This window comes from Micromonospora sp. NPDC003776 (assembly GCF_053605645.1).
In genome coordinates, this window is sequence record NZ_JBSGJR010000129.1 from 1 (window position 1) to 13,213 (window position 13,213).

Genomic DNA, 13,213 nt, shown 5'->3' on the forward strand with positions numbered 1-13,213 from the left:
CCCGCCCCCTTCCGGGGGCGGGCCCTCGTCGTCGTCCTGGTCGGATCACCGACCCAGGAGGATGTCCTGCACGTCCTTGAGCGCGGCGTCGACCTCGGCCTCGAAGTAGCCGCCGGGCACCAGCCCGAAGCGCAGCGTGTCCAGGTCCTTCGGGTTCACCGGCATCGGGTTGCGCCCCTGCATGCCGCCGAGCAGGGTCTCGAAGAACCGGTCGACCTGGTCGGGGTCGTACCCGCTGCCGAAGCGGCGCACCTGGAAGCTGCGCCGGATCTGGTCGACCCGGTAGAGGTCACTGCCGGGCGGACCGGCCATCGGCGGACCCACCATCGGCGGGCCGACCATCGGCGGCGGGCCGGGCATGCCGGGACCGGGCCCGTAGCCCTGGTCGGGGCCCGGGCCGTAGCCCTGGTCGGGGCCCGGGCCGTAGCCCTGCTGCGGCGGCGGACCGGCCGGACCGCGGCGCAGGTCCCGCAGATCCCGCTCGGGCATCCGGATCTCGGCCGTCATGTCGGTGCGACCGCGCCGGCCGGCCTCGAACCCGTCGAACCGCTCCTCCTGCCCGTAGCCGCCCTGGCGGTCGTCCTGGCCGTAGGCGCCCGGGCGGTCGTCCTGCCCGTAACCCCCCGGGCGGTCGTCCTGGCCGTAGCCGCCCGGTCCGGGCGGAAGGCCACGCGACGGCGGGCCGCCGTGCCCCATCGGGCCGGGGCCACCCGGACCCATCGGGCCCGGACCGCCCGGACCCATCGGGCCGGGGCCACCGGGTCCCATCGGGCCGGGACCGCCCGGACCACGCGGCGGCTCGTAGTTCACCCGGCGGCCCTCGTACCCACCCGCGGCGAAGGCGCCCGTGGGCTCGTCGTAGCGGCCGCCCCCGTAGCGGTCGGCGGGCGGTCCGGCCTGCGCCGGCATCTGTCGGGGCGGCATCGGGGGCTGCGGTACGGGCGAGAGGCCACGGTCGTCGCGCATCGGCGGGCCGAGCCGGTCCGCCATGCGCGGGTCGCCGCCGCGTCCGCCCGCCATCCCGCCGCGCTCCTCGAGCTCGGCCAGCTGCCGCTCGACCCGGTCGAGGTGCAGGTCGACCTGCCACTCGTCGTAGCCGTTGAAGCGGACCCGGAAGACGACGTCGTGGACCTCCTGGGAGGCCACGGGGGCGCCGACCGGCTGACCGGCGAGTGTCGCCTCGACCCGGTCGAGGAAGGCGTCGACCTCGTCGACCTTGTAGCCCCGGCGGAGCGCCTTACGCCGGAAACGCTGACCCTGACTCGCCACTATGTCTCCTGGTCTCGTACCGCTACGCCGTCGCGGTGCGCGGGTCGGTGTCCCTGTCCTCGGCGGCGGCCAGCTGCCCACACGCGCCGTCGATCTCGCGCCCCCGGGTGTCCCGCACCGTGGTCGACACCCCGGCGTCGCGCAACCGCCGGACGAACTCCCGCTCGACCGGCTTCGGGCTGGCGTCCCAGCGGCTGCCCGGAGTCGGGTTGAGCGGGATGAGGTTCACGTGGGCCAGCTTGCCGGCCAGCAGCCGCCCGAGCAGATCGGCTCTCCACGGCTGGTCGTTCACGTCCTTGATCATCGCGTACTCGATCGACACGCGACGGCCCGTCGTGGCCGCGTAGTCCCATGCCGCGTCCAGCACCTCGGACACCTTCCAGCGCTGGTTGACCGGGACGAGTTCGTCGCGCAGCTCATCATCGGGGGCGTGCAGCGACAACGCAAGGGTCACCGAGAGGTCTTCGCTGGCCAGTCGGCGGATGGCCGGGACCAGGCCGACCGTGGAAACGGTGATGTGCCGCTGGGACAGGCCGAGCCCCTCCGGGGCCGGCGCGACCAGCCGACGGATCGCCGCCACCACCCGGGAGTAGTTGGCCAGCGGCTCGCCCATGCCCATGAACACGACGTGCGACAGCCGCGGCGGTGAGCCGGCCACCGCGCCCGACGCGGCCACGCCGGCGAGGTAGACGGCCTGGTCGACGATCTCGGCGGTGGAGAGGTTGCGGGTCAGCCCGGCCTGGCCGGTGGCGCAGAACGGGCACGCCATGCCGCAGCCCGCCTGGCTGGAGATGCACACGGTGACCCGGTCCGGGTAGCCCATCAGCACGCTCTCCACCAGCGAGCCGTCGTGCAGCCGCCAGAGCGCCTTGCGGGTGGCGCCGTCGTCGCAGGCCAGCTCGCGTACCGGGGTGAGCAGCGTGGGAAGCAGCGTCCCGGCCAGCCGCTCCCGGGTGGCCGCCGGCAGGTCCGTCATCCGCCCCGGGTCGCGTACCAGGCGACCGAAGTAGTGGTTGGAGACCTGCTTGGCGCGGAACGCCGGCTCGCCCAGCTCGGTGACGAGCGCCTGCCGGCCCGGCAGGTCCAGGTCGGCGAGGTGACGGGGTGGCATCGCGGGCCGGCGGCCGCGGGCGTCGGGGTCCACGGGGATCACGGGGAGGCTCGTCATGGCGCGTCCAGTCTGACACGCCCTGAGCGGGACGCACCCGTCCGTAGGTGCCGAATCGGCCCCGACCGGCCGGCGGATGATCGTCCGCGGACGTGATTCATCCCTCAGCCCGCCAGTGGGACGAAGACCGCGAGCAGCAGATACGCGGTCGGTACCGCGAACAGGATCGAGTCGAGCCGGTCCATCAGGCCACCGTGCCCGGGCAGCAGGTTGCTCATGTCCTTGACGCCGAGGTCCCGCTTGATCATCGACTCGGCGAGGTCACCGAGGACGGCCGCGCAGGAGATCGCCACCCCGAACAGCGCGCCCCACCAGGGGGCCACGTCGAGGAGCAGCCAGAGCAGCAGGGCACTGCCGGCCGCGGCCGCGGTCACCGACCCGCCGAAGCCCTCCCAGGACTTCTTCGGGCTGATCGTGGGGGCCATCGGGTGCTTGCCGAAGGCGACGCCGGCCGCGTACCCGCCGGTGTCGGAGAGCACCACGGCGACCAGGGTGACCAGCACCCGCAGGTGCCCGTCACCGGGCGCGGCGGCCAGCATCGCCGCGAACCCGCCGAGGAAGGGCACGTAGACGGCGATCAGGGTGGCCGCGGTCAGGTCCCGCTGATAGTTGCCGGGGCCGTCACCGAGCCGCCAGATCATCGTGCCCAGCACGGTGACCAGCAGGCCGAGGCTGAGCGCGTCCGGCCCGGCGAACCAGCCCAGCCCCACGGTGATCACACCGCCGGCGACCAGCGGCACCAGCGGCGGGTGGGCGCCGCTGCGGCGGACCGCCCGGGCCATCTCCCAGATCCCGATCCCCACCGCAGCGGCGATCACCGCCAGGAACGCCGGCAGGTAGAAGAAGAGCGGCACGACGATCGCCGCGCCGAGGGCCAGCCCCACACCGATCGCGGCCGGCAGGTTGCGGCCGGCACGGCCCGTCGCCGGCTGCGCGGTCGGCGGCCGGTCCGCGCTGGCCCGGCGCCGGCCGCGTCCACGGCGGCCAGCTGGCGGCTCCGGGTCGGGTTCGTCGCGGACCGCCGCGAGCTGGGCGGTCGGTTCGTCCCGGACCGGGGCGATCTGGGCGGTCGGTTCGTCCCGGACCGGGGCGATCTGGGCGGTGGGGTACTCGTCGTCCCCGCCGGGCCCACCGCGCCGGTCGATCCACTGGCCGCGGTCGCGGGGGTCGTCGTGGCCCCGGTCGCGCGGATCCGGGTCGTAGCCGCGCTCGCGCGGGTCGGCGTCGTAGCCCTGGGGATCCGGGCCGTGGCTACGGTCGGCGTCGCGACCGCGCGGGCCGGCGTCGAACCCGCGCTCGCGGAGGTCGGCGTAGCCGTGGTCGCGCGGTCCGCCGTGGCCGGCGTAGGCCCGGTCCGCGTCGCGATTCCCGGGCTCGCGGGGGCTCCGCTCGTCGTGCTGCGGCTCGTCCCGCCAGCCGCGGCCGCGGGAATCCTCGTAGGGGCGGCGGTCGCGCGGCCCGGCGTACCGGTCACCCGGCCGCCCGTACCGGTCGGCCACGGGCTGGGGACGGCCGTACGGTCCGGCGTACGCCTCAGGGCCGGCCGGTTGCCAGGGCCCGGGCTCGAGGTCGGTCTCCGGCCAGGGCAGCGGGCGCTCCGGGCGGTCCCAGCCGCCCGGCTCCGTGGCGCCGTAGGGGTCGGGGTGGGACATCACGCACCGGAAGACGGTACGAGTGCCACCACATGACGCAAGACCAAGACCATCCCCTACAGGCGCGACTGCTCCGGTTGACCGACCCGACGGCCGGCCGATCCCCGCCGTTCACCCGGTGGTGGTCGGGAATCGTGCCGAGCCTACTGCACCCGGGAACCCGGCACGGCGGACGATGGCCCCGGATCGACGACGGCACCGGGCCCGCCACCCCGGACGGCTCCAGCCGGCGGACGCGGCGTCAGGCCGGCCTTCACCGATCAACCCGACCCGGCGGCCGGATCACGGCCACCAGCCGAGCTGGAGTTCGTCGTGGACGGGGCGGCGGCACACCGGTGCCGGCGGTACTACGGTCGCTCAGACCTCGAGCAGCTCGTTCTCCTTGTGCTTGACCAGCTCGTCGACGTTGGCGACGAAGCGCTGGGTCAGGTCGTCCAGGTCCTTCTCGGCGCGGCGACCCTCGTCCTCGCCGACCTCGCCGTCCTTGACCAGGCGGTCCAGCTCTTCCTTGCCCTTGCGGCGAATGTTCCGGACGGCGACCTTGGCCTCTTCACCCTTGTGCCGGGCGACCTTGATCATCTCGCGGCGCCGCTCCTCGGTCATCTGCGGGAGCAGGATGCGCAGCTGGTTGCCCTCGTTGTTCGGGTTCACCCCGAGGTCGGAGTCGCGGATCGCCCGCTCCATGGCGCCCAGCTGCGAGTTGTCGTACGGCTTGATGAGCACCATGCGCGGCTCCGGAACCGCGATGGAGGCCATCTGGGGCAGCGGGGTCGGGCTGCCGTAGTAGTCGATGAGGATCCGGGAGAACATCGCGGCGTTGGCCCGGCCGGTGCGGATCCCGCCGAACTCCTCCTTGGCGTGCTCGATGGCACGCTCCATCTTCTCCTCTGCCTCGAGGAGGGTGTCGTCGATCACCGGTCTCCTCGCCTCCTTCTGTCGCTCGTCGTGGGCTGTGCTGGTGCTGGTGTGTCGGAGGACCGCTGCGGCCGGGACGGGCCGATCAGGCGGTGATCAGCGTGCCGATCTTCTCACCGCCGACGGCCCGGACGATGGTGTCGTCGCCCTGGGCGCCGAAGACCAGCATCGGCAGGCCGTTCTCCATGCAGAGGCTGAACGCCGCGGCGTCGGCCACCCGCAGGTTGCGGCGCAGCACCTCGGAGAAGGTGATGGAGTCGAGCTTGCTCGCCGTCGGGTCGACCCGGGGGTCGGCGGTGTAGACCGCGTCCACGCCGTTCTTGCTCATCAGCACCACGTCGGCGCGGATCTCCAGCGCCCGCTGGGCGGCGACGGTGTCGGTGGAGAAGTACGGCATGCCGGCGCCCGCGCCGAAGATGACCACACGGCCCTTCTCCAGGTGCCGGATCGCCCGCAGCGGGATGTACGGCTCGGCGACCTGGGCCATCGTGATCGCGCTCTGCACCCGGGTCTCGATGCCCTCCTTCTCCAGGAAGTCCTGGAGGGCCAGGCAGTTCATCACCGTGCCGAGCATGCCCATGTAGTCGGCGCGGGCCCGGTCCATGCCGCGCTTCTGCAACTCGGCGCCGCGGAAGAAGTTGCCGCCGCCGACCACCACGGAGACCTGCACGCCCCGGCGTACCACGGTGGCGATCTGCCGGGCGATGGCCTGCACGACGTCCGGGTCGACGCCGATGGCGCCGCCCCCGAAGACCTCACCGGAGAGCTTCAGCACCACTCGGCGGGCCCGGCCGGGCGGTGGCGCGGTCGGATCGTCCGCCGCCAGGCTCCGGTCACTCACAACCTGCGTCATCCGCCCCGCCCCTTCCGTCGCGCACCCCGTGGGCGCCGCGAACCGCGTAACTGCCGTTGCCGACCCTATGTGACGAGGAGGCCGCGGTGCCTGTCACGTACACCGGCGGCCTCCTCGTCGACGTTTACCCTGCCCCCCGGGCGCGTCATGCGCCCGGTACGGCGGCTCAGGCCTGGCCGACCTCGAACCGCAAGAAGCGGGTGACCTCGATGCCGGCGTCGGCCAGCACCTGCTTCACCGTCTTCTTGTTGTCGGCGACCGAGGACTGCTCGAGCAGGACGAAGTCCTTGAAGAAGGCGTTGACCCGGCCCTCGACGATCTTCGGCAGCGCCGCCTCGGGCTTGTTCTCCTCGCGGGCGGTCTGCTCGGCGATGCGCCGCTCCGACTCGACGACGTCGGTCGGCACCTCGTCGCGGGTCAGGTACTTCGGCCGCATGGCGGCGATCTGCATGGCCACGCCACGGGCGTCGGCGTCGGCGGCCTCGTCGGTCTTGCCGGCGTACTGCACCAGCACGCCGACGGCCGGCGGCAGGTCCTGGCTCTTGCGGTGCAGGTAGACCGCGGTGGTGCCGTCCAGCTTGGCGAAGCGGTTGAGCACCAGCTTCTCGCCGATCTTGGCGGACTGCTCCTGGATCAGGTCGGCCACCGGCTTGCCGTCGATGCTGCTGGCGAGCAGCTCCTCGGCGTTGGTCGCGCCGCTGTTCTCGCCGTGCTCGACCAGCTGCTGGGCCAGGGCGATGAAGGCCTCGTTCTTCGCGACGAAGTCGGTCTCGCAGTTGAGCTCCAGCAGCGACGTGCCGGAGTGGGCGACCAGACCGTTGGCGGCGGTGCGGCCGGCCCGCTTGCCGACGTCCTTGGCGCCCTTGACGCGCAGGATCTCGATGGCCTTGTCGAAGTCGCCCTCGGCCTCGGTCAGCGCCTTCTTGGAGTCCATCATGCCGGCGCCGGTGAGGTCGCGGAGCTTCTTGACGTCCGCGGCGGTGAAGTTGGACATGACTCTCTCTTCGGTGTCTGTGACTGCGTGGGATGGTCTGGCTGCCGGGTTACCCGGATCCGGGCCGGTTGTGCCCGGCGTACCCGTCGCGCCCCACCGACCGGGAAATCGGACGGTGGGGACGCGACGGCGCGATCACTCCGCGGCGGCGGTCGCCGGCTGCTCGTCGCCCTTCTTCGGCTCCTCGAGCAGCTCGCGCTCCCACTCGGCCAGCGGCTCGTCGGCGCCGACCTGGCCCGGCTCGGGCTTCTCGTCGGTGCCGCGGCCCCGGCCGGAACGGGCGATCAGGCCGTCGGCGACGGCGGCGGCGACGACCTTGGTCAGCAGCTCGGCCGAGCGGATGGCGTCGTCGTTGCCCGGGATCGGGAAGTCGACCTCGTCCGGGTCGCAGTTGGTGTCGAGCACCGCGATCACCGGGATGCCCAGCTTGCGGGCCTCGTCGACGGCGATGTGCTCCTTCTTGGTGTCGACCACCCAGACCGCGGCCGGGAGCTTCTGCATGTCCCGCAGACCACCGAGGGTCTTGGTCAGCTTGTCCTTCTCGCGGGAGAGCTGCAGGGTCTCCTTCTTGGTGTAACCGGCGGCGGTGCCGCTCAGGTCACCCAGGGCCTCCAGCTCCTTCATCCGCTGGAGCCGCTTGTACACCGTCTGGAAGTTGGTCAGCATGCCGCCGAGCCAGCGGTGGTTGACGTACGGCTGGCCGACCCGGGTCGCCTGCTCGGCGATGGCCTCCTGGGCCTGCTTCTTGGTGCCGACGAAGAGAATGCTGCCGCCACCGGCGACGGTGGTGCGCACGAAGTCGTACGCCTTCTCGATGTAGTCGAGGGTCTGGCGCAGGTCGATGATGTAGATACCGTTGCGCTCGGTGAAGATGAAGCGCTTCATCTTCGGGTTCCAGCGCCGGGTCTGGTGCCCGAAGTGGACACCGCTCTCCAGCAGCTGGCGCATGGTCACGACGGCCATGGTGGGTACTCCTAGTCGTCCCTGGTTGTCCGTCCGGCCGGCGGCCGGACGCCTGGCGCCCGGTCGTCAGCCATGGTGGGCCCGATCGGGATCGGGACCAGGGAGGCCGTCGCCCCACGAGAGGTCCGTGGAGAGGGCACGCGAGGTCGACCGCGCACGGCGGTCGCCAGTCGACCAGTGTACGCCCCTCCCCCGCGCCCCGGTCCCGGGGTGCGGGAACACCCCATTCCAGGGCAATTCGGCCCGACTGCGGCCGGTGCTGGGGCCGGCGTTCGGCCTGGGCCCTCGGCCCACCGTCCGGGCCGGCGCTCGGCCTGGCCCTCGGCTCACGCGTCCGGGGCGGCGCTCAAGCCGCTGCCCGGGCCCGCGGTCGGGCCGGCGTCATGATCGGCTCCGGGTGCCGAATCTCGGGCCCTCCCGGTTCGCCGAGACCGCGATATGCCGCAGGTCGAGTAGATCAAGCCTTGCCGGACCGCGATTCGCCGCAGGTCGAGCGGATCATCGCCCGGAGGCCGGTGGGCCGAGCGCGACGGCGGCCGGCGCCGTCGGCCGGGTGGCGGTCAGCGGGCGGCGAGCGCGGCGGCGACGAAGAGCACCAGGCCGACGGTCAGGTACGCCGTCGGCGGCCGGAGCCAGCCCCGGCTGCCGTCGGCGAGCGCCAGCCCGCCGGTGCGCAGCCCGTACAGGCCGGTGCCGAAGATCGGCAGCCCGACCACCAGGAACGTGCCCACCACGACGTGCGAGGCGGAGACCGGATCACCGGTCAGGCCGTACGCCAGCACCCGCAGCGCCGGGATCTCCATGATCAGGACCAGCACCGCCAGCAGCACCGCGAGAGCGGGCCGGCGGGTCCGGTAAACCCCGTCGCCCGGCGGCGGCACGTCCAGCCGGGGCGCCACCGACGGCATCGGGCCGGTCGGCATCTCCAACGGGTGCGGCGCGAACCCGGACTCGCCCGGCGGGGAGCCGGGCCGCTCACCGACGGTCAGCGGGGTGGCCGCACCGTAGCCCGGATGGCCACCGACGGTGACCGGTGCCGGCGCAGCGAGGGTGGGCTCGGCGGGGCGGGCCGGCTCGACGACCGGGTAACCCCCCAGCGGGCCGGAGCGCAGCGCGTCCACTCCGCCGTCCCGGGCGACGCCACCGTGCCCGTCGTCGGACTCGCGGGCCGCCCGGCGGCCGACACGCTCGCCCGGCAGCTCGCCGGAGATCTCCGAAGGATCGTCCGCCCGGCGCGAACGCCAGCCCTCGCCGCCGTCATCCAGCGGCTCGGCCACGCCGAAGCGGCCGGAGTCGCCGTACCGGCCCTCACCGGTGCGCTGCTCCGGGGCGCGGACGTCGTCGTCGCGGTAGCGCGGCTCGCCGGCCGCACGCCAGTCCGGTTCGGCGTACGCGTGGTCGCCCCAACGCGGCCCCTGCTGATCCTCGGGAAAGCTCCGTCGTCCGTCCACGACCGGCACGGTATGCCACCGGACCCACCCGCGCCATCCGGCCCAGCCCGGCGTCTGCGCTGCTCGATCCCGGTACGCCCGGCGACCCACCGGGTCGGTTAGCACAGCCGCCCCATGATCGTGTGCCCGTCCACAGGCCGTCCGGTCGTCCACAGGACGCCGGAGGCAGTCGTGCCGGCGAAGGTCCGGCGCCTGCGCGGCCTCGCCGCGCGCTGGCTGGCCGAGACCGGCACGACCGCCGAGGAGGTCCGCTTCGACGTGCTCTCCGTCCGGCTGCCCGACGCCGGTCCGGCCCGCGTCGAACACCTGAAGGGCGCCTTCTGACCATGAGCTACGCGAAGGTGCTCTGCGTCGGCCTGGTCGGCGTGACCGGCCACGTCGTGGAGGTGGAGGCGGACCTCGCACCCGGGCTGCCGGGCGTGGTCATCTCCGGGCTGCCCGACACGGCCCTGCACGAGGCCCGCGACCGGGTCCGGGCCGCCATCGTCAACTCCGGCCAGAAATGGCCGAACCGGCGGATCACCCTCAACCTGCTCCCGGCCACCCTGCCCAAGTACGGGTCGGCGTTCGATTCGGCGAATATCAACTCATGCCATACTCATCGACATGACGCGCGCTGCGATCTATGTCCGGATTAGCCGGGACCGCGAGGGGGGCGGCCTCGGCGTCGCCCGCCAAGAGGACGACTGCCGCGAGCTGGCCTCGCGGCATGGCCTGACGGCAGCCCACGTATACAGCGACAACGATCTATCCGCGTATAGCGGCAAGCCGCGCCCCTCGTACCGACGGATGCTCGACGACATCGCTGCCGCTCGCATCGACGCCGTACTCGCCTGGCACACAGACCGGCTGCACCGCTCCCCCATCGAGCTGGAGGAGTACATCTCGGCCTGCGAGCCACGGGGCGTGCCGACGTACACCGTCAAGGTCGGTCCGCTCGACCTGAGCACGCCGAGCGGCCGCATGGTCGCCCGCCAGCTTGGCGCTGTGGCCCGGTACGAGGTGGAGCACCAAGTCGAGCGGCAGCAGCGCGCGAAGCTCCAAGCCGCCGCTGATGGCCGGTGGGGCGGCGGCCGGCGGCCGTACGGCTACGAGCCGGACGGCGTGACGCTGCGGCCGGACGAGGCCCGGGCGGTCGCTGAGGCCACCGACGCGATCCTGTCCGGCGCCAGCCTGCGCGGGCAGGCCACCGAGATGAACGCGCGAGGCATGGTCACGTCGACCGGGCGGCCGTGGACCGCGAACGAGCTTCGCAAGGTGCTGCTGCGCGCCCGGAACGCCGGGCTACGGGAGCACCGCAGGAAGGTCGTCGGGCCGGCCGCGTGGCCGCCGCTCGTCGATGAGGACCGATGGCGGGCGCTCGTGTCGGTTTTGACCCACCCGGGCCGGCGGACGCAGTGGTCGTCGGCCCGCCGATGGCTGCTGTCCGGGCTGGCGCTCTGCGGCGTGTGCGGGACACCGGTACGCGCCACGCTGGCCGCGAGCAGCGCCCGCGCGGTCCCGTCGTACGTGTGCAAGGCCGGCAAGTGCATCAGTCGCAATGCGGAAGAGCTGGACTTGTACGTCGGCGCGATCGTCGTCGAGCGGCTGTCGCGGCCCGACGTCGCCGACCTGCTCGCCGGACCGGCGCGGCCCGACTCCGGCGCGCTCCAGCTGGACGCGACGGCGATGCGCGAACGGCTCAACGGCCTGGCCGCCGCGTACGCCGACGGCGCGATCGACGTCCAGCAGCTGCGCGAGGGCTCGGAGCGGCTGCGGCGCCGGCTCGCCGAGGTCGAGGACCAGCTGGCCACCGCCGGCCACAGTGACGCGCTGACGGGGCTCATCGGTGTGGCTGACCCGGGCAAGGCGTGGGAGGCGCTCGACCTGCACCGGCGCCGGGCGGTCGTCGACACGCTGGTGACGGTGACGGTCCACCGGACGCGGAAGGGCCGGCCGCGCGGCTGGACGCCGGGCAGCTCGTACTTCGATCCGTCAACGGTCGACATCGCATGGAAGCACTGACACGACACCACGGGTGATCTTCCTGACGTGGCCAGAACGATCCTCGCTGCTAGCTTTTAGCTGCCGCCGACGCAGGGGCCGCGGAGGCCCCGGTGGATGAATACTTCCCTTGTTTCAAGGCTCGGCAGGTACGCCGCGCGCTGAAGCGCTGCCACGGCGCCGATCACCCCGGCACCGAAGCCGCCTCCCGCGACCTGCGGGAAGCTGTGCTCGCCCACCACACCGCCCACCTGGTCGACCAGGCCCCGCCGCTGACCGACCCTGCGCACCGCCATGCGAAAGCTGTCCATGCTGGAGGAACTGGGCCTGGTGGTCCGCCGCGACGGCGGGTACGCCCTGGCGCCGTCCGCACCCGTCGGGTCGGGCCGGGGTGGCTGAGTCAGTCGCCCTCGAAGCGGATCTCGACGTCCCGGGTGTTCAGGCAGCGCCAGGCGAGCAACACGAGTCGCCGGACGTGCTGGACCTCCGCCGGCGCCCCGGCCACCTCGGCCAGGCAGCGCAACTCGGCGAGCAGTTGCGCGGCGGACCCGGCGCCCACCACCAGCTCGCCGAGCGGGTCGACGCGGTCCAGCAGAGGCGTACGGCCTCCGCCGCGCACTCGCTTGAGCAGGTCCAGCAGGACGTCGTCGGGATCCGCCACCACTTCTGAGGCGACGTACGACGGGCGGCGACGGGCAGGTCCGGCGCGCACCAGCCGGTAGAGGACGGCATCCACACCCACGTCCGGTCCCCTTCCTCCCGTGGGCGCCACTTCCCTGGGTTCGACGCCCCGTTCCGTCCGACTCGCCAATCACCCTTTCGCGCCGTCCCTGGGGACGCGCGTCCTCGCTCACCGCCCCGACCGCTCCCACGGTGCGGGAGGCGCCTGTACCGGCAGCGTCGGCGGCCCGGCAGTCGTCCCGCCCGGAGCGCCCACCACCGTCCTTTTCGTAGGAACAGTTTCCCCTGTCCAGCCCCGGTTCTGCCACCCCGTACCGCGCGGCCTTGGAGAGCAGCGGCGGGGAGCCGGCCCATGGGCGGCCGGACGGCCGCGGCTGAGTCGCCGCGCGGCCCGAACGCCGGGACGGGTGCCGCCGCGGCAGATCGGTTCCAGGGGGCTGGCCGGGAGGTCTTGCGCCAGGCCTGGGTCCCCTCTCCATGGACGCGAGAGCGGGCGCCCGGGACCGGCTGGCGGAGACCCGGAGCAGGTCGCGGCCGGCCAGCGGGAGCACGCCGGGCACGACCCTGCCCCCCGGGCGCGGTGCCGAGGACGCCGAGCAGGACGGTGTCCTGCACCCCGGCGGCGACGACGGCCGGATCGACACGCACGCCGTAGGCTGGGTCGGTGTCCGCCGACAGCAGCGTCCGGCCCGGCCGCAACCGGTGCGACGGGTCTCCCGGCGCCGGCTCGGACGCAGGGGCCAGCCGGCCCGGCCGGTTCCCTGGCACCGGCCCGGATGCCGAGGCCGGTAGATTTTCCGGCACCGGTCTGGACGCCGGGGCCGACCGATGCGCCGATACCCGGCCGGTTGAGTGCGGTCGGAGGTGGCGGTGAGCGGCACCCGGGCGGTCCACGAGGCGCTGCCGCCGGCGATGCGCGAGGCGGTGGACGACTTCGCCGACCACCTGGCCCGGGTCCGCAACCGGTCGGCGCACACCGTGCGGGCGTACGTCACCGATCTGGTCTCCCTGCTCGACCACGCCGTGCGGATGGGCTGCGGGGAGCTGGCGGAGCTGGACCTGACGGTGCTGCGGAGCTGGTTGGCGAAACAGCGGACCATGGGGGCGGCCCGCACCTCCCTGGCCCGTCGGGCCGCCTCGGCCCGGACGTTCACCGCCTGGGCGCATCGCGCCGGCCTGCTTCCCACCGACGTGGCCGCCCCCCTGGCCAGTCCCCGGGCACGCCGTGAGCTGCCCACCGTCCTGCGAGCGGATCAGGCGGCCACGTTGATGGAGGCCCCGCGC

At 73.5% G+C, this 13,213-nt stretch carries 12 protein-coding genes and 2 pseudogenes; 4 read left to right on the plus strand and 10 right to left on the minus strand.

The window, feature by feature from the left end; translation table 11 throughout:
- Window positions 1-45 precede the first annotated feature (45 nt).
- From ACWEVO_RS13625 to ACWEVO_RS13660, 8 genes are all read right to left on the minus strand, one after another.
- Window positions 46-1,269: a DivIVA domain-containing protein gene (locus ACWEVO_RS13625; protein WP_452307853.1), complete on the minus strand. Its 1,224-nt coding sequence runs from the start codon at window positions 1,267-1,269 to the stop codon at window positions 46-48.
- Between the two features lie 22 nt (window positions 1,270-1,291).
- Window positions 1,292-2,437, minus strand: coding sequence for a 23S rRNA (adenine(2503)-C(2))-methyltransferase RlmN (rlmN, locus tag ACWEVO_RS13630; protein ID WP_452307854.1), 1,146 nt, complete (start codon window positions 2,435-2,437; stop codon window positions 1,292-1,294).
- 104 nt (window positions 2,438-2,541) lie between these two features.
- Window positions 2,542-4,089, minus strand: coding sequence for a phosphatidate cytidylyltransferase (locus ACWEVO_RS13635; RefSeq protein ID WP_452307855.1), 1,548 nt, complete (start codon window positions 4,087-4,089; stop codon window positions 2,542-2,544).
- Between the two features lie 357 nt (window positions 4,090-4,446).
- Window positions 4,447-5,004 (minus strand): ribosome recycling factor, encoded by a 558-nt coding sequence (frr, locus tag ACWEVO_RS13640; protein WP_452307856.1) that lies wholly within the window; start codon window positions 5,002-5,004, stop codon window positions 4,447-4,449.
- A gap of 85 nt (window positions 5,005-5,089) precedes the next feature.
- Window positions 5,090-5,857 carry a UMP kinase gene (gene pyrH / locus ACWEVO_RS13645; RefSeq protein WP_130332947.1) on the minus strand — a complete coding sequence of 256 codons (768 nt, stop codon included), beginning with the start codon at window positions 5,855-5,857 and terminating at the stop codon, window positions 5,090-5,092.
- A 166-nt stretch (window positions 5,858-6,023) separates the two neighbouring features.
- The gene (tsf, locus tag ACWEVO_RS13650; protein ID WP_452307857.1) at window positions 6,024-6,851 is read right to left on the minus strand and encodes a translation elongation factor Ts; all 828 of its coding nucleotides are present in this window, start codon (window positions 6,849-6,851) and stop codon (window positions 6,024-6,026) included.
- Window positions 6,852-6,986: 135 nt separating this feature from the next.
- A complete protein-coding gene (gene rpsB, locus ACWEVO_RS13655) occupies window positions 6,987-7,814 on the minus strand; it encodes a 30S ribosomal protein S2 (protein ID WP_452307858.1) in 828 nt (275 codons plus the stop codon).
- A gap of 560 nt (window positions 7,815-8,374) precedes the next feature.
- Window positions 8,375-9,274: a hypothetical protein gene (locus tag ACWEVO_RS13660; protein ID WP_452307859.1), complete on the minus strand. Its 900-nt coding sequence runs from the start codon at window positions 9,272-9,274 to the stop codon at window positions 8,375-8,377.
- Window positions 9,275-9,430: 156 nt separating this feature from the next.
- Between ACWEVO_RS13660 and ACWEVO_RS13665 the strand changes: the two are divergent.
- The 3 genes and pseudogenes from ACWEVO_RS13665 to ACWEVO_RS13675 form a co-directional block, all read left to right on the plus strand.
- Window positions 9,431-9,589, plus strand: a pseudogene (locus ACWEVO_RS13665) (YraN family protein); the annotation flags it as partial.
- Window positions 9,590-9,591: 2 nt separating this feature from the next.
- A pseudogene (locus tag ACWEVO_RS13670) lies at window positions 9,592-9,843 on the plus strand (magnesium chelatase domain-containing protein); the annotation flags it as partial.
- Window positions 9,844-9,871: 28 nt separating this feature from the next.
- A complete protein-coding gene (locus tag ACWEVO_RS13675) occupies window positions 9,872-11,269 on the plus strand; it encodes a recombinase family protein (protein WP_452307860.1) in 1,398 nt (465 codons plus the stop codon).
- A 56-nt stretch (window positions 11,270-11,325) separates the two neighbouring features.
- On the opposite strand, the gene ACWEVO_RS13680 is transcribed toward ACWEVO_RS13675, so the two are convergent.
- Both ACWEVO_RS13680 and ACWEVO_RS13685 read right to left on the minus strand, forming a co-directional pair.
- Entirely contained in the window at window positions 11,326-11,544 is a 219-nt protein-coding gene (locus tag ACWEVO_RS13680) for a hypothetical protein (protein WP_452307861.1), read from the minus strand.
- 104 nt (window positions 11,545-11,648) lie between these two features.
- Complete coding sequence (locus ACWEVO_RS13685; RefSeq protein WP_452307862.1) at window positions 11,649-11,990, minus strand: hypothetical protein; 342 nt, start codon at window positions 11,988-11,990, stop codon at window positions 11,649-11,651.
- Between the two features lie 851 nt (window positions 11,991-12,841).
- Here ACWEVO_RS13685 and ACWEVO_RS13690 point away from each other — a divergent pair.
- A partial coding sequence (locus ACWEVO_RS13690; protein WP_452307863.1) for a site-specific integrase occupies window positions 12,842-13,213 on the plus strand: 372 nt, incomplete at its 3' end.